Below are 21,430 nucleotides of genomic sequence, written 5' to 3'. Positions count from 1 at the left end.
CCGTGCTGACCGTTGCGTACTTTGACGGGCTGGGGTTACCAAGACTGTCCTGACCTCAAACTCTCGAACCGCCCGGTGCGGACCCGCATGCCGGGTGGTGTGGCAGGGGTGCAGCCGATAATGGCTGCCCCCTATGCCGATATCTGCGGGAAAGCGCGCAAGGTCAACTTCCCCGGTAAGTCGAATAGCTCCAAGGACTCACCAGCAACGGCACGTGGTAGTGCTGGTCGGTGTGCGCAACACCAAAGTCCAGCGCCACGCGGTTCAGAAAGTTGGGTTCTGGCAGGGCCACGCCGCGGCTGGCGAAATAGCCTTTCACATCAAACACCAGCCGGTAGGTGCCGACATTCAGGCTGGCGTTGTCGTACAGCGGGCCGTCCGGGTTGCGGCCGTCGCTGTTGAGCGTGAAGCGCTTCACCAGAGTGGCCGCATCGCCGTCGGTGGTGTAGAGCTCAACCGCCATCCCTGCAGCGGGGCAGCCGTGCATGGTGTCCAGAACGTGTGTACTCAGTCCCATGGGGTTCCTTCAAAAATAGACAGTCAACCAAAAGTGTATACACTTTTTGTTTTTCTGGATATGATGATTTCATGGAAACCTCAAGCGCTGCGTCAAGCACCACGTCCAGCACCCACCACATTGTTGGGTCGCTGACCCGGGCCATCGTGGAACACCGCTTGCACCCGGGGACCAAGCTGGCCGAACAAAAGTTGGCCGACCACTTTGGCGTGTCGCGCACACTGGTTCGGCAAGCGCTGTTTCAGTTGTCGCAAAACCGCTTGATCCGCCTGGAGCCCGCGCGGGGTGCCTTTGTGGCAGCGCCCTCGGTGGACGAAGCAAAACAGGTGTTTGCGGTGCGCCGCATGCTGGAAGCCGAAATGACGCGCGCTTTTGTCCAAACCGTCACACCCGCCAAGATCAAGGCATTGCGCGAGCATGTGGCGCAAGAAAAACGGGCCGTGAACAACCAGGACGTACCGGGCCGCACCGAGCTGCTGGGCGACTTTCACGTGCGTATGGCCGAGCTGATGGGCAACCAGGTGCTGGCCGATTTGCTGCGCGACCTGATCTCGCGTTGTGCGCTGATCACACTGATGTACCAGAGCGCGCACGCGGCCGAGCACTCCAACGAAGAACATGCCGAAATCGTCAAGGCGCTGGCCGCCAAAGACGAGGCGCTGGCGGTGCGCCTGATGAACGACCACCTGAAGCATGTGGAAGAAAACCTGACCTTCGACCGCAAGGTGCCCACCAACGACATTTCCATGGCCCTGTCATGACCCTTTACGACGCCACCGCCCCCTACCCCCGCGACCTGATTGGCTATGGCCGCGAGACACCGCATGCGCGCTGGCCGGGCGGCGCCCGCGTGGCGGTGCAGTTTGTGCTGAACTACGAAGAAGGCGGCGAAAACTCGGTGCTGCACGGCGACGCGGGATCGGAGCAGTTCTTGTCCGAAATGTTCAACCCGCCCGCCTTTGCCGACCGCCACATCAGCATGGAAGGCATTTACGAATACGGCTCGCGGGCAGGGGTGTGGCGCATCTTGCGCGAGTTTGAACGCCGGGGCCTGCCGCTCACGGTGTTTGGCGTGGCCACCGCGCTGGAAAAGCATGCCGACGTGACGGCCGCCTTTCGCGAGCTGGGGTACGACATCGCCTGCCACGGCCTGAAGTGGATCCATTACCAAAACATCGACGAAGCCACCGAGCGTGCCCACATGGCCGAGGCCATGGCGATCATTCAGCGCCTGACGGGTGAACGCGCCCTGGGCTGGTACACCGGCCGAGACAGCCCCAACACGCGCCGTCTGGTGGCCGACTTTGGTGGTTTTGAATACGACAGCGACTACTACGGCGACGACCTGCCGTTCTGGATGAAGGTGCGAAAAACCGATGGCAGCGACGCGCACCAGCTGATCGTGCCCTACACGCTGGACTGCAACGACATGCGCTTTGCCTTGCCCCAGGGTTATTCGCACGCCGATCCGTTCTTCCAGTACATGAAAGACACGTTTGACGCGCTGTATGCCGAGGGTGACCCGAACGGGCTGGACCGACCCAAGATGATGAACGTGGGCATGCACTGCCGGCTGCTGGGTCGCCCGGGCCGCATCACCGCGCTGCAGCGGTTTTTGGACCATGTGCAGTCGCACGACCAGGTGTGGGTGGCACGCCGCCTGGACATTGCGCGTCACTGGAAAGCCACGCACCCAGTCACCGTTTGAGAGCCACCCCATGCCCATCACCCTGAACCAACTCAACACTGCGCCGCTGGCCGAGGCCGCGCAACTGCTGGACGGCCTGTACGAACACTCGCCCTGGATCGCCGAACAAGCCTTACTGCAACGGCCCTTTGCCTCGCCGGCAGCGTTGAAACACGCCATGGTGCGCGTGCTGGGCGATGCCGGTACCGCGCCGCAACTGGCGCTCATTCGCGCCCACCCCGAGCTGGCGGGCAAGGCCATGGTGAGCAACACGCTCACCGCCGAGTCCACCAACGAACAAACCCAGGCGGGCCTGACACACTGCACGCCCGAAGAATTGGCGCACATCCAGCAGCTCAATGCCGACTACAACGCCCGCTTCGGCTTCCCGTTCATCCTGGCGGTGCGCGGGCCGCGCGGCACCGGCCTGAGCAAGCGCGACATCATCAGCACCTTTGAGCGCCGCCTGCACAACCCGGTGGACTTTGAGCGCGCCGAGTGCCTGCGCAACATCCACCGCATTGCCGAGATCCGGTTGAACGACAAGCTGGGCTTGGAGCCCACACTGGGCAACCAGGTGTGGGACTGGCACGAAGACCTGGCCCGCCACAGCGACCCGGGATTTGCCGAACAAGGCCAGCTGACCGTCACTTATTTGACCGACGCGCACCGCGCCTGCGCGGCTGACTTGCAGCGCCGCATGCTGGCTTGCGGGTTTGACGAGGCTGGCGTGGATGCGGTTGGGAATGTGGTGGGTGTGTACCACGCAGACCCTCACCCCAACCCTCTCCCGCCAGCGGGAGAGGGAGCGAAGACACTGCTCACTGGGAGTCATTACGACACCGTGCGCAACGGCGGCAAATACGACGGGCGGCTCGGCATTTTTGTGCCCATGGCCTGCGTGCAACAGCTGCACCAAGCGGGCAGACGCCTGCCGTTCGCCATTGAACTGGTGGCCTTTGCCGAAGAAGAAGGCCAGCGCTACAAAGCCACGTTTCTGGGCTCGGGCGCGCTCACCGGCCACTTCAACCCGGCCTGGCTCGACCAGCAAGACGCCGACGGCATCAGCATGCGCGCCGCCATGCAACACGCGGGCCTGCCCGGCACGCTGGAAGCCATTGGCGCACTGCAGCGCGACCCGGCGCACTACCTCGGCTTTGTCGAAGTGCACATTGAGCAAGGCCCGGTGCTCAACGAGTTGGACCTGCCGCTGGGCGTGGTGACCTCCATCAACGCCAGCGTGCGCTACCAGTGCGAGGTGGTCGGCATGGCCTGCCACGCTGGCACCACCCCCATGGACCGCCGCCGCGACGCCGCCTGCGCCGTGTCCGAGCTGGCCTTGTACGCCGAACAACGCGCCGGGGCCGATGGCGACTCGGTGGCCACCGTGGGCATGCTGCAGGTGCCCGGTGGCTCCATCAACGTGGTGCCGGGTCGCTGCCTGTTCTCGCTCGACCTGCGCGCACCCAGCGACGCGCAGCGCAACGCGCTGCAGCGCGACATCCTGGCGCAGCTGGACGCCATTTGCGAACGCCGCGGTGTGCGCCACAGCCGCGAGGAAACCATGCGCGCCGCCGCCGCCCCCAGCGCCCCGGCCTGGCAAGCCCGCTGGGAAACCGCCGTGAGCGCCCTGGGCGTGCCGCTGCACCGCATGCCCAGCGGCGCCGGCCACGACGCCATGAAGCTGCACGAGGTGATGCCACAGGCCATGCTGTTTGTGCGTGGTCTCAACAGCGGCATCAGCCACAACCCGCTGGAAGCCACCACCAGCGAAGACATGGAACTGGGCGTGCGCGCCTTCTCGCACCTGCTGGAACAACTCGCTACAGGCGACTGAAAGCCCCAACCGCCCTGTTCTGTCACCGTTCGGGCTGAGCCCGGCGAAGCCCTTACCCACCCCACAGCACCCCCCACCATGACCACCCCCTACGAACAACTCGACCAATGGATTGACGCCCACTTTGACGAAGAAGTGGCGTTCTTGCAGGAATTGGTGCGCGTGCCCACCGACACGCCCCCCGGCAACAACGCCCCCCACGCTGAGCGCACGGCCGAGCTGTTGGCCGGTATGGGGCTGCAGGCCGAAAAACACGCCGTGCCCGAAGCCGAGGTGAAAGCCGCCGGCCTGGAAACCATCACCAACCTGATCGTGCGCCGCCGCTTCAGCGATGGTGGCCGAACCATCGCCCTGAACGCCCACGGCGACGTGGTGCCGCCCGGTGAAGGCTGGACGCACGACCCCTACGGCGGCGCCATCGTGGACGGCAAAATCTACGGCCGCGCCACCGCGGTGAGCAAGTGCGACATCGCCAACTTCAGCTTCGCCATTCGCGCGCTCGAATCGCTGGGCGCCCCACTCCAGGGCGGGGTCGAACTGCACGTGACCTACGACGAAGAGTACGGCGGCGAAGTGGGTCCCGACTGGCTGCTGAAAAACGGCCTGACCAAGCCCGACCTGATGATCGCCGCCGGCTTCAGCTACCAGGTGGTGGTGGCGCACAACGGCTGCCTGCAGCTGGAAGTGACGGTGCACGGCGACATGGCCCACGCCGCCATTCCCGACAGCGGCACCGACGCGCTGCAGGGCGCGGTGCACATCCTCAACGCGCTCTACGCGCTCAATGCCGACTACCTCAAGGTCACGTCCAGCGTTGAAGGCATCACCCACCCCTACCTCAACGTGGGCCAGATCAGCGGCGGCACCAACACCAACGTGATCCCCGGCAAGGTGGTGCTCAAGGTGGACCGCCGCATGATCCCCGAAGAAGACCCGGCTGAGGTGGAGGCCAGCCTGCGCCAAACCATTGCAGAGGCCGCCGCCAGCTTCCGCCCACCCCGTGGCGGCAGCGCCATCACCGTGGAGGTCAAGCGCATCTTGCTGGCCCGCGCCCTGAAGCCCCTGCCCGGCAACCAGCCGCTGGTGCAGGCGATCCAGCAGCACGGCCAGGCGGTGTTCGGTGAAACCATTCCGGCCGTGGGCACACCGCTGTACACCGATGTGCGCATTTACGGCGAGCATGGCATTCCCGGCGTGATCTACGGCGCCGGCCCGCGCACGGTGCGCGAGTCCAACGCCAAACGCGCCGACGAAAACCTGGTGCTGGACGACCTGCGCCGGGCCACCAAGGTGGTGGCGCGCACGCTGCTGGACCTGCTGAAACCAGCCTGATCGGCAGACACAAAACCCACACGCTGCCACTGCCAGATGGGCCTGTACAAGGCTCGGCGGCGCTGGTGCCGTGTCAAAATGAATTCCCCCAAGGAGACCCGACATGACACCCGCCGAACAAGCTTTGCGCGACGCCGCACTCGACTACCACCGCTCGCCCAACAAGGGCAAGATTTCTGTCAACCCGACCAAGCCGCTGTCGAACCAGCGCGACCTGTCGCTGGCCTATTCGCCGGGGGTGGCTTACCCCTGCCTGGCCATTGAAAAAGACCCGACGCTGGCGGCCGAGTACACCAGCCGGGGCAACCTGGTGGGTGTGATCACCAACGGCACCGCCGTGCTGGGTCTGGGCGATATTGGCCCGCTGGCGAGCAAGCCGGTGATGGAGGGCAAGGGCTGCCTGTTCAAGAAGTTCGCGGGCATCGATGTGTTTGACATCGAGCTGAGCGAACGCGACCCGGACAAGCTGGTGGAGATCATCGCCGCGCTGGAGCCCACGCTGGGCGGCATCAACCTGGAAGACATCAAGGCGCCCGAGTGCTTCTACATTGAGAAAAAGCTGCGCGAGCGCATGGGCATCCCGGTGTTCCACGACGACCAGCACGGCACGGCCATCATCTCAGCCGCGGCGCTGTTGAACGGCCTGGAGCTGGTGAACAAGCCCATTGGCGAGGTGAAGCTGGCCGTGTCGGGCGCGGGCGCGGCTGCGCTGGCCTGCCTGGACGTGATGGTGGGCCTGGGTGTGGCACCGGCCAACATTTTTGTGTGCGATTCGAAGGGCGTGATTTACGAGGGCCGCCCCGGTGGTTACGACGAGTCGAAGGCGCGCTTCGCCCAGCAGACCGACAAACGCACGCTGGCCGACGCGGTGAACGGCGCCGACGTGTTCCTGGGCTGCTCCGCCCCGGGGGTGATGACGGCGGAGATGGTGAAAACCATGGCGCCCAAGCCCATCATCCTGGCGCTGGCCAACCCCGAGCCCGAGATCCGGCCCGAGCTGGCCAAGGCGGTGCGGCCCGACTGCATCATCGCCACCGGGCGCAGCGACTACCCGAACCAGGTCAACAACGTCCTGTGCTTCCCCTACATCTTCCGAGGCGCGCTGGACTGCGGCGCCACCAAGATCACCGAAGAAATGAAACTGGCCTGCGTGCGCCAGATTGCCGACCTGGCCAAGAGCGAAACCAGCGACGAAGTGGCCAGCGCCTACGCCGGGCAAGACCTGGTGTTTGGCCCCGACTACCTGATCCCAAAGCCGTTTGACTCGCGCCTGATTCTGCGCATTGCGCCCGCCGTGGCCCAGGCCGCGGCCGACTCGGGTGTGGCCACGCGCCCCATCACCGACATGGACGCGTACAAGCAAACGCTGTCGCGCTTTGTGTACCAGACCGGCATCTTGATGCAGCCGATCTTCAACGCCGCCAAGGCGGTGCCGCCCACCAGCAAACGCGTGGCGTACGCCGACGGTGAGGACGAACGCGCGCTGCGTGCGGCACAAATGGCGATTGACGAACAGGTGGCCCGCCCGATCCTGATCGGCCGCCCTTCGGTGATTGCCGCGCGCATTGAAAAGGCCGGCTTGCGCATGCGCCTGGGGGTGGACGTGGAAAACGTCAACCCCGAAGACGACCCGCGCTTTCGCCAGTATTGGGAGCACTACCACAAGCTCATGGGCCGCAACGGTGCCACACCCGAGGTGGCCAAAGCGGCCGTGCGCCGCTCCAACACCATCATTGGTTCGCTCATGGTGTCGCTGGGTGAAGCCGACGCGCTCATCTGCGGCCTGGTGGGCAGCTACATGACGCACCTGGAGCGCATCGACAGCATCCTGGGCAAGAAGCCCGGCGTGAGCAACTACGCCGCCGTGAACGCGCTCATGACCGACCGGGGCCCGCTGTTCGTGGCCGACACCTATGTGAACGAAGACCCCAGCGCCGAGCAGCTGGCCGAAATTGCCTGGATGGCCGCGCAAGAGGTGCAACGCTTTGGCCTGCCACCCAAGGTGGCGTTTCTGTCGCACTCCAGCTACGGCTCCAGCAAGCGGGCGTCGGCCAAAAAAATGCGGGCGGCACGCGACATTTTTGCCGCACAGCACCCTGAACTGGAGTGCGACGGCGAGTTGCACGGTGACGCCGCGCTGCAAGAAGAAATTCGCACCAGCTACCTGGCCGACAGCACGCTCAGCGGCTCGGCCAACCTGCTGATCTGCCCCAACCTGGACGCGGCCAACATCCTCTACAACGTGCTCAAGACCACCACCAGCGGCGGTGTGACGGTGGGCCCGGTGCTGATGGGCTCTGCCGCCACCGCCTACATCCTCACGCCCGCCGCCACGGTGCGCCGCGTGCTCAACATGACGGCGCTGGCCGCCGCCCACGCGCTCATGCCCACCAAAAGCTGACGCCGGGCCCACCAGGGCCCGCGCCATGCCCAGGACGCTCCGGCGTCCTTTTTTTCGTCCGTGATCGGCGGCATTTTCAACCCAGAAACGGCCAAACAGGCCAACGCACACGGGGTGCGCTGAAAGGCTGAGACGGCCACACCGAAAGTCCCTGCAGACCCACGTCGGTCTGCTTCTTTTCAACAGGCCCCGCGTGGGCCTGATTGCATGGCCGGGGGTGGCGCGACACCGAACCACCCGAGCACACATTTGGTGCAACACCAGCAAAAACCGCACCATTTAGGGTTAGCCATGATGACGCCCGGGGTGCCCCACAGAACAATGTGTATACACATATTGTGCTCAAACCTACAGGGTACGCGGCTGGCTGGGCCCGCTTTGTTGACGAGCTGGCACTGATATTGCTGTCCGTCTTTCACCCACCCGACCACCCTGTCGACGGCCCAACCCTTTCAGTCCATTGGAGATCCCATGAACAAGCGCCATTTTTTGCAAACCACCGCCGCCCTGGCCGCTGCAGCCGCTTTTGGTGGCGCTCAGGCGCAAACGGCCTTGAAGTTTCAGCTCGACTGGCGCTTTGAAGGCCCCGCCGCCTTGTTCCTGCAGCCTGCTGCCAAGGGTTACTTCAAGGCCGCTGGCTTGGACGTGACCATCGATTCCGGCAACGGCTCGGGCGGCACCGTCACCCGCGTGGCTTCGGGCACCTACGACCTGGGCTTTGCCGACATGGCCGCCCTGATGGAATTCCACGCCAACAACCCGGACGCACCCAACAAGCCAGTGGCCGTGATGATGGTCTACAACAACACGCCCGCCGCCGTGCTGGCCCTGAAGAAGAGCGGCATCACCAAGCCCGCCGACCTGAGCGGCAAGAAGCTCGGCGCGCCGGTGTTCGACGCCGGCCGCAAAGGCTTCCCCATCTTCCAGAAAGCCAATGCCGTGAGCAACGTGACCTGGACCTCCATGGACCCACCGCTGCGCGAGACCATGCTGGTGCGCGGTGACATCGACGCCATCACCGGTTTCTCGTTCACCTCACTGCTCAACCTGGAAGCACGCGGAGTGAAGGCCGAAGACGTGGTGATCCTGCCCTACGCCGACTACGGCGTGAAGCTCTACGGCAACGCCATCATCGCCAGCCCCAAGCTGATCAAGGAAAACCCCGCCGCCATCAAAGCCTTCCTGACCGCGTTCGCCAAGGGCGCCAAGGAGGTCATGGCCAGCCCGGCCGGCACCATCGAGACCGTGAAGGCGCGCGACGGCATCATCAACGTGGCGCTGGAAACGCGCCGCCTGCAGCTCGCGGTGGACTCGGTGGTGGCCAGCCCCGACGCGCGCAAGGAAGGTTTCGGACAGGTCAATCCCGGCCGCCTCGCGCTGATGGCCTCACAGGTGTCGGATGCCTACGGCACCAAGACCCGCGTCGATCCCAAGGCGGTGTGGGATGGCTCCCTGCTGCCCAGCGCCGCCGAGCTCAACGTGCTGCCACCCGCCAAGAAGTAAGCCCTCTCCAGACCAGGACCCGGGCCAGACACGCTGCACAGCGGCTGGCCCTTTTTTTTCGGGAATCCGTATGCCCACCGCCTCCTCCACCGACAAACCGTTTGTCGATTTCGATCAGGTCTGGCTCGCCTACAACGACGAGCTGCTGGCCAAGAACATCTTCGCGGTTGAAGACATCAACCTCAAGGTTCGCCAGGGCGAATTCATCGCCATCGTCGGCCCATCGGGCTGCGGCAAGTCCACCTTCATGAAGCTCACCACCGGGCTGAAGATGCCCAGCATGGGGAAAATCCTCATCGATGGCCAGCCGGTGACAGGCCCGCTCAAGATCTCCGGCATGGCCTTCCAGGCGCCGTCGCTGCTGCCCTGGCGCACCACGCTGGACAACGTGCTGCTGCCGCTGGAAATCGTGGAACCCTTTCGCAGTCAGTTCAAAGACCGCCGCAAAGAGTTTGAAGAGCGCGCCAGCCGCCTGCTCACCAGCGTGGGCCTGGGCGGCATGGAAAAGAAGTTTCCCTGGGAACTCTCGGGCGGCATGCAGCAGCGCGCCAGCATCTGCCGCGCCCTCATCCACGAACCCAAGATGTTGCTGCTCGACGAGCCCTTTGGCGCGCTCGATGCGTTCACCCGCGAAGAACTCTGGTGCACGCTGCGCGACCTGTGGGAAGCGCAGAAATTCAACGTGATTCTGGTCACGCACGACCTGCGCGAGAGCGTGTTCCTGGCCGACACGGTCTACTGCATGAGCCGCAGCCCGGGGCGGTTTGTGGTGAAACGCGAAATTGACATTCCGCGCACCCGCGACCTGGAAGTGACCTACACGCCGCACTTCACCGACATCGTGCATGAGCTGCGCGGCCACATTGGCGCCATGCGCAAGGCCGGCGCGACCATCAACCAGTGATCAACCCGTGAGAAATACGCCATGAACAAAAAACAAGCCGAGCGTTGGTCGCCTTTTCTGCTGCTGATCGCCATCGTCGTGATCTGGGAAGTGATCACCAGCGGGTTCGGTGTCTCGGAATTCATCTTCCCCAGCCCGTCTCGCATCTGGGAACAGACGCTGGAACACAAAACCACCATCCTGGGCCACGCCTGGCGCACCTACTGGGTGACGATGGCGGGCTTTGGCATTGCCATCGTGGTGGGTGTGTTGCTGGGCTTTCTGATTGGCAGTTCGCGCCTGGCCTATGCCGCCGTGTACCCGCTCATGACCGCGTTCAACGCCCTGCCCAAAGCCGCGTTTGTGCCGATTTTGGTGGTGTGGTTCGGCATCGGGGTCGGGCCGGCCATCCTGACGGCGTTCCTCATCAGCTTCTTTCCCATCATGGTGAACATCGCCACCGGCCTGGCCACGCTGGAGCCCGAGCTGGAAGATGTGTTGCGGGTGCTGGGCGCCAAGCGCTGGGACGTGCTGACCAAGGTGGGCCTGCCTCGCTCCATGCCGTACTTCTTCGGCTCGCTCAAAGTCGCCATCACGCTGGCGTTTGTAGGCACCACGGTGTCTGAAATGACCGCGTCCAACGAAGGCATTGGCTACCTGCTGATCTCGGCCGGCAGCTCCATGCAAATGGGCCTGGCCTTCAGCGGCCTGCTGGTGGTGGGCGCCATGGCCATGGCCATGTACGAGCTGTTCAGCTTTGTGGAAAAACACACCACGGGCTGGGCACACAGAAGGGCTGAATGAACTCCGATCAAGTCATCCGCCATCTTCGGTACGCCAACGAGGTCGCCCAGCGCGCCGCGCGCATGGGCCGCCACCCGTTTGGCGCCTTGCTGGTCGCACCCGACGGCGACACCGTGCTGGCCGAGCAAGGCAACATCGACACGGTAAACCACGCCGAATCCACGCTGGCGCGCCACGCCGCCAACAACTGGCCCGGCGAATACCTGGCGCGCTGCACGCTGGTCACCACCTTCGAGCCCTGCGCCATGTGCACCGGCACCATTTACTGGGCCCACATCGGGCGCATTGTGTACGGTGCCAGCGAAGAAGCCTTGCTGGCCCTGACCGGCAACCACGCCGAAAACCCCACCCTGTCCCTGCCCTGCCGCGAGCTGCTGGCGCGGGGGCAAAAAGCCATTGACGTGGTGGGGCCGGTGCCCGAACTGCAAACCGAGATGCTGGCACCGCACCAAGGTTTTTGGGCATCGCGCTGAGCCCCAGCACCAAGCAGCACCCATGCCCTGGCACGCCCAACTCCAGCTCCACTACCGCCGTGAGGCCCAGCGCACCGTTCTGCACCACCAGCACAACGGGCCGCTGCGCATCCTGAAAAGCCTGTACCCCGAGGGCGATGCCATTTGCCACAACGTCATCATCCACCCGCCCGGCGGGCTGGTGGGGGGCGATGTGCTGGACGTGTCGCTGCACGTCGATGCCGGTGCCCACGCCCTGGTCAGCACCCCCGGCGCCACCCGCTTTTATGCCAGCGACCAGGACACGGCCACACAGCAGGTGCAGATCGAACTGGCTGCCGGATCGCGCCTGGAATGGCTGCCGCTGGAAAGCATTGCCTACCCCGGCTGCCTGGCCCACAACAACGTGCAGGCCACGCTGGCCGAGGGCGCCGAATGGCTGGGCTGGGACGTGACCGCCCTCGGCTTGCCCACGGCGGGCCAAGCGTTTGAGCAAGGCCGCTTCAGCCAGCGCCTGAGCATTCCGGGCCTGTGGCTGGAGCAAGCCCACATCGACGCCCGCGACACCCGCTTGCTGAACTCGCCCCTGGGCCTGAACGGCCAACGCTGCCTGGGCACGATGTGGCTGGCCTGCGGCACCGCCCTGCCCCGCGAACGCCGCGAACACCTGCTGGATGTCGTGCGCAGCACACTGGACCGGGCGCTGGGCCAGTCCCCCGCCCACATGCAAGCCGGTGCCACCTGCCCCAACACAAACATGCTCGTGCTGCGCGCCGTGGCCCCGTTGGTGGAACCGCTCATGGCACTGTTTCAGCAGGTGTGGGCGGAGCTTAGACCCGCCGCCTGGGGTTTGAGCAACACGCCGCCGAGGATTTGGCGGGTTTGATGTTTATGTCAAGGTGGGCTTGCAGGTGGAAAACCTGCAACTGGGCGACACCAAGAAGCTGCAAACGGCGCTCGCCCTGTACATGGTCATTGCATGGCGCATCAATCGCCTCATGCGCCTGGGACGAACTTTGCCGGATTTACCGGCGGACTTGCTGTTTGAGGCCGATGAGTGGCGTGCGGCCTTCATCCTGAACAAGAAACCCCCGCCCAAAGCGGTACCAATGGCCAACACCGTCATCCGACTGATTGCCCAACTCGGGGGCTTTCTGGGCAGAAAGGGCGATGGCGAGCCGGGTGCCAAAACACTCTGGCTGGGCATGCGAGATATCGCGGTCTTTGTCCAAGGCACGCGCTGTGCCTGCGAGATCGAATCAGCGGGGTGACTTGTGTATAACGAGATGCACTCAAGGTCGTGCGCGTGAAAACAGCCCATGCGCCCCTTCAAAAATCACCCGACCGCGACATAACACGACATGGCGCAACACACTCGCTGGCTCATAGGGAAATAGATAAAAACTACCAAAGAAAAAACACGATTTGGATTGCCAAATTTACTTCCACACCCTTGTTTCGCAAAATTACAACTTCTCATCTATCGCAAAGGAAATTCATGCAAGCAGATAACGAAAATCCCGTCAGTATCGAAAAGGCATACACACTAAAATTTCTCAAGCCTAATCCTTCCACGGATATGGATTCGGACAAGTGGTCTTGGAAGCCAGTCAATCACAATGGCACGCTAGGCATTCAGACTGCCACATTCTCCGGAAAGAACCAGGCTGACGACTACACAAATGAGTAAATAAAGCGCCGGAAGGCGCTTTTTATTTGCATGATCGCAATTTTTGGAAACCCCAAAGACCCACATGCCCAAGAAATTCGCAATAAAATCAATGCACTTGGGCACGATTGCACCATAATTTCTACCGCAAGATGTAGCCTGAAAGATACCAACTTCATTTTTTCGCACAATCACGGGCAGACATCGTTCATAAAAATCAACCAAGGCGGCACTACTGTTTGCATTGACGATGTAATGGCCGCATTGGTACTCCAGCCGATATTTCCTCTATTTTCTACGACCACACAGGAATTCAATCAAGAATTGAAGTTTTGGTTTTTCACATGGAGAGAATCTATGGAAGGAATTTACGCAGTGCTTGAGCGGAACAGCGCGCTTCTGAACCACTCCGTCCCCAATGCCATGGCAAACCAGAACAAGATACGTTACATCAGCGCCCCACTCACCCGATTCCTAAAGCAGCCCAAAACCCTCATAAGCAACAATAGGGAATCATTGCTGAAATTTTTCGAAAATTCCCATCAATCCGTCATTATTAAAACACTGCATCAAATGCAATTGAGCCTGGATGGCGAACCCACCATGCTTCTGGCATCTTTAGTGCGGCGCGATGACTTTCTTGGTTTTGGACAGGCAAACGAATGCCCTGTGCTTCTTCAAGAGTACATCGAAAAAACATATGATATACGCTTGACCATTGTCGGCAATCAAATCTTCGCTTGCAAAATCGATGCAACACAATCAGATGCGGGCCGCATAGATTGGCGCGCATACGATTTAGCCAATACGCCACATACCCCATATGATCTTCCGGAGAAAATATCGGAAGAAATAAATAATATCTGCACACAATTGAAACTTGACTATGCCACGATAGACCTTTGCGTCAACCGCACTGGTGATTATTACCTTCTGGACATCAATCCATTTGGTAAGTACCTATGGGTTGAACATGCAATTGGTGCCCCTATCACCGATGCCATTGCTCGGTTTCTCATAAAAAAAGCCATTCAACCACGCCAATGCATGTGACGCACAAGCACCACCATAAACCCAAAAAAAGGCCCTAGTGCTCGTCAATAAGTCACCCCACAGAAATTTGCCATCAAATTTTCTGAAATGAGGCTTCGATGAGGGCTCTATGCCATTCTGTGTGGAACTTGACAGAGCACCCGTTTGGATTTGCGAAGGTGCGCTACCGGGGGCTGAAGAAGAACACCTTGCAGCTCAAGACGCTGTTTGCGCTGTCCAATCTGTGGATGGTTCGTCACAAATTGGTGGGCGCTCAGGCATGAGTGCACCTGAAAGCCTGCAGAGGCTTCGCCAAAACGGGGCAAAGGCCCGCAAGCGGCCCCAAATGGGGTAAATCGGGTGTAAATTCTGGTTCGAACTGGGTCAGATCGCACGACATATCACGAAGCGAAAAACCGGCAGATGCGTATCACGCTTGGTGGTGGGGTTTTCAGAGCATCCCTAGAGACGAAGACTCAGAATGGTAGTGACCTGCCCTCAAGACAATCGCCTCAAATCGCCACCAACTGCCGCACACCCTTGGCCTGCATTTCGCTGCCCGGGCCGCTGGCGATGACTTCGCCGCGTTCCATCACCACGTAGCGGTCGGCCAGTTCTTCGGCAAAGTCGTAATACTGCTCCACCAGCACAATGCCCATGTTGCCCCGGTCGGCCAGCATGCGGATGACTTTGCCAATGTCTTTGATGATGTTGGGTTGAATGCCTTCGGTGGGTTCGTCCAAGATCAACAACTTGGGGCCAGCGGCCAGGGCGCGGGCAATGGCCAATTGCTGTTGTTGGCCGCCGGACAAATCGCCGCCGCGTCGGCCCAGCATTTGTTTGAGGACCGGGAACAGTTCAAACAATTCGGCGGGTATAGGTGTGCCGCCTTTTTTGTAGGCCAGACCCATCTGCAGGTTTTCCTCGACGGTGAGGCGGCCAAATATTTCGCGGCCCTGCGGCACAAAGCCCACGCCCATGCGGGCGCGTTCGTAGGGGGTGGTTTTTTCTATGGGCACGCCGTCTAGGGCGATGCTGCCGCTTTTGATGGGCACTAGGCCCATGAGGGATTTCAGCAGCGTGGTTTTGCCCACGCCGTTGCGGCCCAGCACCACGGTGACTTGGCCCAGTTCGGCGGTGAGGTTGACGTTGCGCAGGATGTGGCTGCCGCCGTAATACTGGTTAACGTCTTTGACTTCGAGGAGGCTCATTTTGATATCTCCGGCTGAAGGCGGGTTGTGTCTCGTTGGGGCGGATTGGCTCCGGTGGCTGGGTGGGCGCTGCCCCTCACCCCAACCCTCTCCCCAAAGGGGCGAGGGGGCAATGCGGGAAGACACGCAAGCATGTCAGCGGCCAAGGTACACCTCAATCACGCGTTCGTCGGCTTGCACTTCGTCCAAGGTGCCTTCGGCCAACACCGAGCCATCGCACAGCACCGTGACTTTTTCGGAAATGGTGCGGATGAAGCTCATGTCGTGTTCCACCACCATCAGCGAGTGTTTGCCTTTGAGCGTTAAAAACAGTTGCGCGGTGCGTTCGGTTTCTTCATCGGTCATGCCGGCCACGGGTTCGTCCAGCAGCAGCAGTTTGGGCTCTTGCATCAGCAACATGCCAATCTCCAGCCATTGCTTTTGCCCATGGCTCAGCAGGCCCGCCTGGCGCCCCGCGCTGTCCAGCAGGTGAATGGTTTGCAGCACCTCGCCCAGGCGGTCTTTTTCGGCGCCGGTGAGTTTGAACACCATGCTGTGGCGCACGCGTTTGTCGGTGGCCAGGGCCAGTTCCAGGTTTTCGAACACGCTGAGTTGTTCGAACACGGTGGGTTTCTGGAACTTGCGGCCAATGCCCAGCGCTGCAATGTCGGCTTCGCGGTAGCGCAACAGATCGATGGTGCTGCCGAAAAACACCTGGCCCGAATCGGGCCGGGTTTTGCCGGTGATGATGTCCATCATCGTGGTTTTGCCCGCGCCGTTGGGGCCGATGATGCAGCGCAGCTCGCCGGGCGCAATGTCCAGGCTCAGGCCGTTGATGGCTTTGAAGCCGTCAAAGCTGACGTGAACATCTTCCAAATACAGGATGCGCCCGTGTGTGGTGTCCACCTCGCCGGGGGTGTGGATGCGGCCGTAGCCCGCGCTGCGGCCGCCCGATTCGGTCTGCCCGGGTGCGGCCATCGAGGCGATTTTCTCAAAGCGCTGCGCGCCTTCTTCCATCAGGTCGGGCGTCATGCTTTGGCTCCTTTGCCCATGCGCAGTTTCTTCACCAGCCCCACCACGCCCTGCGGCATGTAGAGCGTGACCACGATGAACAGCCCGCCCAGAAAGTACAGCCAGTATTCGGGGAAGCTCACCGTGAGCCAGCTCTTGGCGCCGTTGACGATGAAGGCGCCGATGATCGGGCCGATGAGCGTGGCCCGCCCACCCACGGCGGCCCAGATGGCGATTTCAATGCTGGCCGCGGTGCTCATTTCGCCGGGGTTGATGATGCCGACCTGCGGCACGTAGAGCGCACCGGCCACACCGCACATCACCGCCGAAATGGTCCAGATGGTGAGTTTGTAGGGCAGCGGGTTGTAGCCGCAAAACATGACGCGGCTTTCAGCATCGCGCACGGCCTGCAGCACGCGGCCAAACTTGCTGTTGACCAGCCAGCGCGCCCACAGAAAGAAGCCCAGCAAGGTCAGGCCCGTCAACACGAACAGCGTCATGCGCATGTTTTGTGTGGCCAGCGGCATGCCCAGGATGCGCTTGAAATCGGTGAAGCCGTTGTTGCCACCCAGGCCGGTTTCGTTGCGGAAGAACAGCAACAGCGCGGCAAAGGTAAGGGCTTGCGTGATGATAGAAAAGTACACGCCCTTGATGCGCGAGCGAAAGGCAAAGTAGCCAAACACAAAGGCCACCAGGCCCGGCACCAACACGATCAGCAGCAAGGTGGCGATGAAGCTGTCGCTCAAGGCCCAGTGCCAGGGCAGTTCTTTCCAGTCCAGAAACACCATGAAGTCGGGCAGCTCGCTTTTGTAGTTGCCGTCGGTGCCGATCTGGCGCATGAGGTACATGCCCATCACGTAGCCGCCCAGGGCAAAGAACAGGCCGTGGCCCAGGCTCAAGATGCCGGTGTAACCCCAGATCAAGTCCATGGCCAGCGCGCAGATGGCATAGCACATGATCTTGCCCAGCAGGCCGACCATGTAGTCGGACAGGTGGAACGTGCTGTCGGCGGGCACCAGCAGGTTGAGCGCGGGCGCCACGGCACACACCAACAGCAGCGCCACCAGCGCGCCGCTCCAGCCGGTGCGGGTGAGCAAGGGGCCGGCTTGCGGCAGAACAACAGGAGAGGAAATGGCTTGTGTCGTCATGATGTTCATGCCTCCGCACTGCGGCCTTTCATCGCGAAGATGCCTTGGGGCCTTTTCTGGATGAAGACGATGATGAAGACCAGCACCGCAATTTTGGCGAGCACGGCACCGGCCCAACCTTCGAGAAACTTGTTCAGAATGCCCAGCCCCAGTGCGGCGTACACCGTGCCCGCGAGCTGCCCCACACCGCCGAGCACCACCACCATGAACGAGTCCACGATGTAGTTCTGGCCCAGGTCGGGGCCGACGTTGCCGATCTGGCTGAGAGCACAACCGGCCAGGCCCGCAATGCCCGAACCCAGCGCAAAGGCGTAGGTGTCGATGCGCGCGGTGTTCACGCCCATGCAGGCGGCAATGGGGCGGTTTTGCGTCACGCCGCGCACAAACAGGCCCAGCCGGGTGCGGGTGATCATGAGCGTGACGCCCACCAGCACGGCGGCGGCAAAGGCGATGATGAGGATGCGGTTCCAGGGCAGGGTGAGGTTGCCCATCAGGGTCACGCTGCCGCTCATCCAGCTCGGGTTTTCAACGCCCACGTTTTGCGCGCCAAACAGCGTGCGCACGCCCTGCATCAACACCAGCGAAATACCCCAGGTGGCCAGCAGCGTTTCCAGCGGACGGCCGTACAAAAAGCGGATCACGGTGCGCTCCATGGCCGCGCCCACCAGCGCCGAGGTGATGAAGGCCAGCGGCATGGCGACCAGCAAATACCAGTCGAACCATTCCGGCAAAGACGCCCGAAAAAACGACTGCACCAGCCAGGTGGCGTAAGCGCCGATCATGATCAGCTCGCCGTGCGCCATGTTGATGACGCCCATGAGGCCGTAGGTGATGGCCAGGCCCAGAGCCGCCAGCAACAGAATGCTGCCCAGGCTGACGCCGGTGAAGGCTTGCGCCAGCGCGCTGCTGATGGCCAGCGAGCGCTCCAGCGCGGCCAGCGAAGCCTTCAGCGCCGTCTTCACCGCTGGGCTTTCTTCGGTTTCCAGGCGCTGCACCAGCAGCGGGCGCACGATGGCCTGGCGTGCCTCGCCCAGCTTTTCTGCAGCAGCCAGGCGCAGCGCTTCGTCGTCGCTGGCCAGCAGCACCGCCGCCTGTGCCAGCTCCAGCATCTGGCGGGCCTGCGGGTCCAGCTCGGCGGCCAGCGCTTTGTCAATCAGCAGCAGTTGTGAGGTATCGGGTTCGTCGAACGCGTTGCGCTGCAGGCTCTTGGCGGCTTCGCGCTGGCGCGCAGGTGGCGCGCCAAACAGGTCCATGCCCGCCAGCGCCGTTTCCATGGCGCTGCGCAGGCGGTTGTTGATCATCACGTCTTCGGCGCTGTCGGGCAGACTGGCCAGGGCTTCGCCGGTCACGGCGTCCACCGCGCCGTCGCCTTGCACGATGAGCACACGCTCGCCGTCCACGCGCACGTTTTCGTCGGCCATGGCCTTGATCAGTGCGGAGGCTTTTTCGTCGGGCTCGGTGGCCAGACGGTTCAGGGTGTTGATGCGGTCACTGGTGTCACCCGCCACCAGGGCCAGCGCATCGGCGGGCGTGAGGGCATGTGCGGGCAGGCCGCACAGCAGCCCGAGCGCGCACAGCATTCGCATCAACCAGACATTCAGGAAGGGACGCATGGGGCCGACTTTCAAAATAACCAGGGCATTCGGGTCCAACTGCGGACGCAGCCCCATGGCTGCGTCCGCACGGGTCGGGCATCAGCCCAGCATCACTTCACCATGGGCACGTTTTTCTTGCCCTTGTTCTCGGCGATGTAGTCGCTCCACGGATCGGCCACCACCGGGCCTGGCGTCTTCCACACCACGTTGAACTGGCCGTCGGCCTTGATCTCGCCGATGAACACCGGCTTGTGCAGGTGGTGGTTTTCCTTGTCCATGGTCGAGGTGAAACCGCCCGGGGCCTTGAAGGTCTGGCCAGCCATGGCGGCAATCACCTTGTCGGTGTCGGTGGACTTGGCTTTTTCAACCGCTTGCGCCCACATGTGGATACCGATGTAGGTGGCTTCCATCGGGTCGTTGGTCAGTGGCTTGTCTTTGTGGCCGGGAATGTTCTTGGCCTTGGCGTAGTCGCTCCACTGCTTGATGAACGCGGCATTGGTCGGGTTCTTGATGCTCATGAAGTAGTTCCAGGCGGCCAGATGGCCCACCAGCGGCTTGGTGTCCACACCGCGCAGCTCTTCTTCACCCACCGAGAAGGCCACCACCGGCACGTCTTTGGCGCTCAGGCCCGCGTTGCCCAGCTCTTTGTAAAACGGCACGTTGGAGTCGCCGTTGATGGTGGAAACCACCGCGGTTTTCTTGCCAGCCGCTGCAAACTTCTTGATGTTGGCAATGATGGTCTGGTAGTCGGAATGGCCGAAGGGGGTGTATTCCTCCATGATGTCGGCATCAGCGACACCCTTGCTCTTCAAGAATGCGCGCAAGATTTTGTTGGTGGTGCGGGGATACACGTAGTCGGTGCCCAGCAGCACAAAGCGCTTGGCCGAGCCGCCGTCTTTGCTCATCAGGTATTCCACGGCGGGAATGGCCTGCTGGTTGGGCGCGGCACCGGTGTAGAACACGTTCTTGCTCAGCTCTTCGCCTTCGTACTGCACCGGGTAGAACAAGAGGCTGTTCTTTTCTTCAAACACCGGCAGCACCGACTTGCGCGACACCGAGGTCCAGCAACCAAACACCACGGACACCTTGTCCTGGTCGATCAGCTGCTTGGCTTTTTCAGCGAACAGCGGCCAGTTGGACGCCGGGTCCACCACCACGGGTTCGAGCTTTTTGCCCAGCACGCCGCCCTTGGCGTTGATCTCATCAATGGCCATCAGGGCCACGTCTTTCAGCACGGTTTCCGAAATCGCCATCGTGCCCGAGAGGCTGTGCAGCACACCGACCTTGATGGTGCTTTGTGCGTGGGCCGGCAGGCCAAAAGCGCCCAGGGCGGCGGCCACAGACAGGGCTTTGAGGGTGAATCGACGTTGCATCATGGCGCTTCTCCAGTTTTCTGAAAACATGCAGTTGAGGGGGGTGACTCTGGCCGCCGAACCCTGTTTCGGGCGTTTCACAGCGGACAACTGGATGCTAGGGAGAACCCTGATCGGCGTATGTACGCCGGGTGGCGTATGCGGGGGGTTACCGCGCTGGAATCGGAGCGCCGACAGCTCGATTTATCCTTGCAATTTGGGAGCTACGCTCCCTGATTTGCAAGGATGCCGCGACCGCAGCAGCGCGAGCAAACCAGGTACGTTCGCAACAAGCTTGCTGAACCGGCAAGAACTATCCGGTCAATCACTACAGCCCGCAGACCGTCATAGCCAGCGCTGGACTAACAAAATTGGATGGCTGCATCTGAGAGCTTTGGTCTTCGCCCACGTTTGCCGCTGGCAGCGGCAAACCAGGACATACGCTTATCCAGCCAGATCGTCAACCAACCAGGGGCTCTCAGCGAGGCGTTGTATTGCTTCCCAGCTGGTGGCGCGGTAACGAGCCTTACGGGGGTGACTCATGCAGCAAGCCTACCGCTCGCTACGCACTGGTTTGACCTACATCGCCGTGCGAGCTTGCCAAGCATTCCAATCTTTTCAACTTAACGAAGTTGACGATATTCGCAAAGTTTGCGACAATGAGCTCACCTCAACAACCGATGCCAGCCGTCATCACCCCTCAATCTGAAGTTCACACCATGACAGCCGAAGCACCATCACCACCCAACCCTATGTGTCAAGTTCCGCCTGTTTATAAACACGCTTATTGAAGAGTTCCGGCTTTTTCTTGCTCCAAGCCTTGAGAGCATCGACCGGCGAGAGATGTCCCAGCGAGTGCTGTGGGATGTGGTGGTTGTAGGTAAACATGTAGTTGTTCAAAGTCGCATCGAGTTCGGCACCCGAGGCGAACCGGGTTTGTTTGACAACCTCACTGATGCGGCCATTGAAGCGCTCAACCATGCCATTGGTCTGCGGATGACGCGCCGGAGCCAGACG

At 61.8% G+C, this 21,430-nt stretch carries 19 protein-coding genes and 3 pseudogenes; 14 read left to right on the top strand and 8 right to left on the bottom strand.

What is annotated here, in order from left to right:
- Positions 1-163 precede the first annotated feature (163 nt).
- The gene (gene uraH / locus Q7J58_RS06855) at positions 164-517 is read right to left on the bottom strand and encodes a hydroxyisourate hydrolase (RefSeq protein ID WP_304825260.1); all 354 of its coding nucleotides are present in this window, start codon (positions 515-517) and stop codon (positions 164-166) included.
- A 71-nt stretch (positions 518-588) separates the two neighbouring features.
- Between uraH and Q7J58_RS06850 the strand changes: the two genes are divergently transcribed.
- The 14 genes and pseudogenes from Q7J58_RS06850 to Q7J58_RS06785 form a co-directional block, all read left to right on the top strand.
- Positions 589-1,278: a GntR family transcriptional regulator gene (locus Q7J58_RS06850; RefSeq protein ID WP_304825256.1), complete on the top strand. Its 690-nt coding sequence runs from the start codon at positions 589-591 to the stop codon at positions 1,276-1,278.
- Positions 1,275-2,225, top strand: a complete 951-nt coding sequence (gene puuE, locus Q7J58_RS06845) for an allantoinase PuuE (RefSeq protein WP_304825253.1) — start codon at positions 1,275-1,277, stop codon at positions 2,223-2,225. Before Q7J58_RS06850 ends, puuE begins: the two co-directional genes overlap by 4 nt.
- Before the next feature lie 10 nt (positions 2,226-2,235).
- A complete protein-coding gene (uraD, locus tag Q7J58_RS06840; RefSeq protein ID WP_304825250.1) occupies positions 2,236-4,041 on the top strand; it encodes a 2-oxo-4-hydroxy-4-carboxy-5-ureidoimidazoline decarboxylase in 1,806 nt (601 codons plus the stop codon).
- Between the two features lie 78 nt (positions 4,042-4,119).
- Positions 4,120-5,373: a M20/M25/M40 family metallo-hydrolase gene (locus Q7J58_RS06835; protein WP_304825248.1), complete on the top strand. Its 1,254-nt coding sequence runs from the start codon at positions 4,120-4,122 to the stop codon at positions 5,371-5,373.
- Between the two features lie 103 nt (positions 5,374-5,476).
- Positions 5,477-7,774 carry an NADP-dependent malic enzyme gene (locus Q7J58_RS06830; RefSeq protein ID WP_304825245.1) on the top strand — a complete coding sequence of 766 codons (2,298 nt, stop codon included), beginning with the start codon at positions 5,477-5,479 and terminating at the stop codon, positions 7,772-7,774.
- 471 nt (positions 7,775-8,245) lie between these two features.
- Positions 8,246-9,277 (top strand): ABC transporter substrate-binding protein, encoded by a 1,032-nt coding sequence (locus Q7J58_RS06825; protein ID WP_304825242.1) that lies wholly within the window; start codon positions 8,246-8,248, stop codon positions 9,275-9,277.
- Positions 9,278-9,347: 70 nt separating this feature from the next.
- Complete coding sequence (locus Q7J58_RS06820) at positions 9,348-10,181, top strand: ABC transporter ATP-binding protein (protein ID WP_304825239.1); 834 nt, start codon at positions 9,348-9,350, stop codon at positions 10,179-10,181.
- Between the two features lie 21 nt (positions 10,182-10,202).
- Positions 10,203-10,964 (top strand): ABC transporter permease, encoded by a 762-nt coding sequence (locus Q7J58_RS06815; RefSeq protein WP_304825236.1) that lies wholly within the window; start codon positions 10,203-10,205, stop codon positions 10,962-10,964.
- The gene (locus tag Q7J58_RS06810) at positions 10,961-11,437 is read left to right on the top strand and encodes a nucleoside deaminase (RefSeq protein ID WP_304825233.1); all 477 of its coding nucleotides are present in this window, start codon (positions 10,961-10,963) and stop codon (positions 11,435-11,437) included. The genes Q7J58_RS06815 and Q7J58_RS06810 overlap by 4 nt, the downstream gene beginning before the upstream one ends.
- 22 nt (positions 11,438-11,459) lie before the next feature.
- Positions 11,460-12,302 carry an urease accessory protein UreD gene (locus tag Q7J58_RS06805; protein ID WP_304825230.1) on the top strand — a complete coding sequence of 281 codons (843 nt, stop codon included), beginning with the start codon at positions 11,460-11,462 and terminating at the stop codon, positions 12,300-12,302.
- 7 nt (positions 12,303-12,309) lie between these two features.
- Positions 12,310-12,687, top strand: a pseudogene (locus Q7J58_RS06800) (IS4 family transposase); the annotation flags it as partial.
- Between the two features lie 35 nt (positions 12,688-12,722).
- The gene (locus Q7J58_RS06795; RefSeq protein ID WP_304825227.1) at positions 12,723-13,106 is read left to right on the top strand and encodes a hypothetical protein; all 384 of its coding nucleotides are present in this window, start codon (positions 12,723-12,725) and stop codon (positions 13,104-13,106) included.
- A 30-nt stretch (positions 13,107-13,136) separates the two neighbouring features.
- A complete protein-coding gene (locus Q7J58_RS06790) occupies positions 13,137-14,138 on the top strand; it encodes a hypothetical protein (RefSeq protein WP_304825224.1) in 1,002 nt (333 codons plus the stop codon).
- Positions 14,139-14,281: 143 nt separating this feature from the next.
- A pseudogene (locus Q7J58_RS06785) lies at positions 14,282-14,401 on the top strand (IS5/IS1182 family transposase); the annotation flags it as partial.
- A gap of 228 nt (positions 14,402-14,629) precedes the next feature.
- Here the strand turns inward: Q7J58_RS06785 and urtE are convergent.
- The 7 genes and pseudogenes from urtE to Q7J58_RS06750 form a co-directional block, all read right to left on the bottom strand.
- Entirely contained in the window at positions 14,630-15,328 is a 699-nt protein-coding gene (gene urtE / locus Q7J58_RS06780; RefSeq protein WP_304825220.1) for an urea ABC transporter ATP-binding subunit UrtE, read from the bottom strand.
- 135 nt (positions 15,329-15,463) lie between these two features.
- Entirely contained in the window at positions 15,464-16,339 is an 876-nt protein-coding gene (gene urtD / locus Q7J58_RS06775) for an urea ABC transporter ATP-binding protein UrtD (RefSeq protein WP_304825217.1), read from the bottom strand.
- Complete coding sequence (gene urtC / locus Q7J58_RS06770) at positions 16,336-17,466, bottom strand: urea ABC transporter permease subunit UrtC (RefSeq protein ID WP_304825269.1); 1,131 nt, start codon at positions 17,464-17,466, stop codon at positions 16,336-16,338. The genes urtD and urtC overlap by 4 nt, the downstream gene beginning before the upstream one ends.
- Positions 17,467-17,471: 5 nt before the next feature.
- Positions 17,472-19,052: an urea ABC transporter permease subunit UrtB gene (gene urtB, locus Q7J58_RS06765; protein WP_304825266.1), complete on the bottom strand. Its 1,581-nt coding sequence runs from the start codon at positions 19,050-19,052 to the stop codon at positions 17,472-17,474.
- A gap of 119 nt (positions 19,053-19,171) precedes the next feature.
- Positions 19,172-20,434 (bottom strand): urea ABC transporter substrate-binding protein, encoded by a 1,263-nt coding sequence (gene urtA, locus Q7J58_RS06760; RefSeq protein ID WP_304825263.1) that lies wholly within the window; start codon positions 20,432-20,434, stop codon positions 19,172-19,174.
- 344 nt (positions 20,435-20,778) lie between these two features.
- A pseudogene (locus Q7J58_RS06755) lies at positions 20,779-20,956 on the bottom strand (transposase); the annotation flags it as partial.
- Positions 20,957-21,163: 207 nt separating this feature from the next.
- Positions 21,164-21,430, bottom strand: a 267-nt coding sequence (locus Q7J58_RS06750) for an integrase core domain-containing protein (RefSeq protein ID WP_304825214.1), incomplete at its 5' end; no start/stop codon positions are given.

This window comes from Hydrogenophaga sp., assembly GCF_030656115.1.
Lineage (GTDB): Bacteria > Pseudomonadota > Gammaproteobacteria > Burkholderiales > Burkholderiaceae_C > Hydrogenophaga.
Note: the sequence above shows the minus strand (reverse complement) of the source record. Positions and strands in the feature narration are given on the sequence as shown.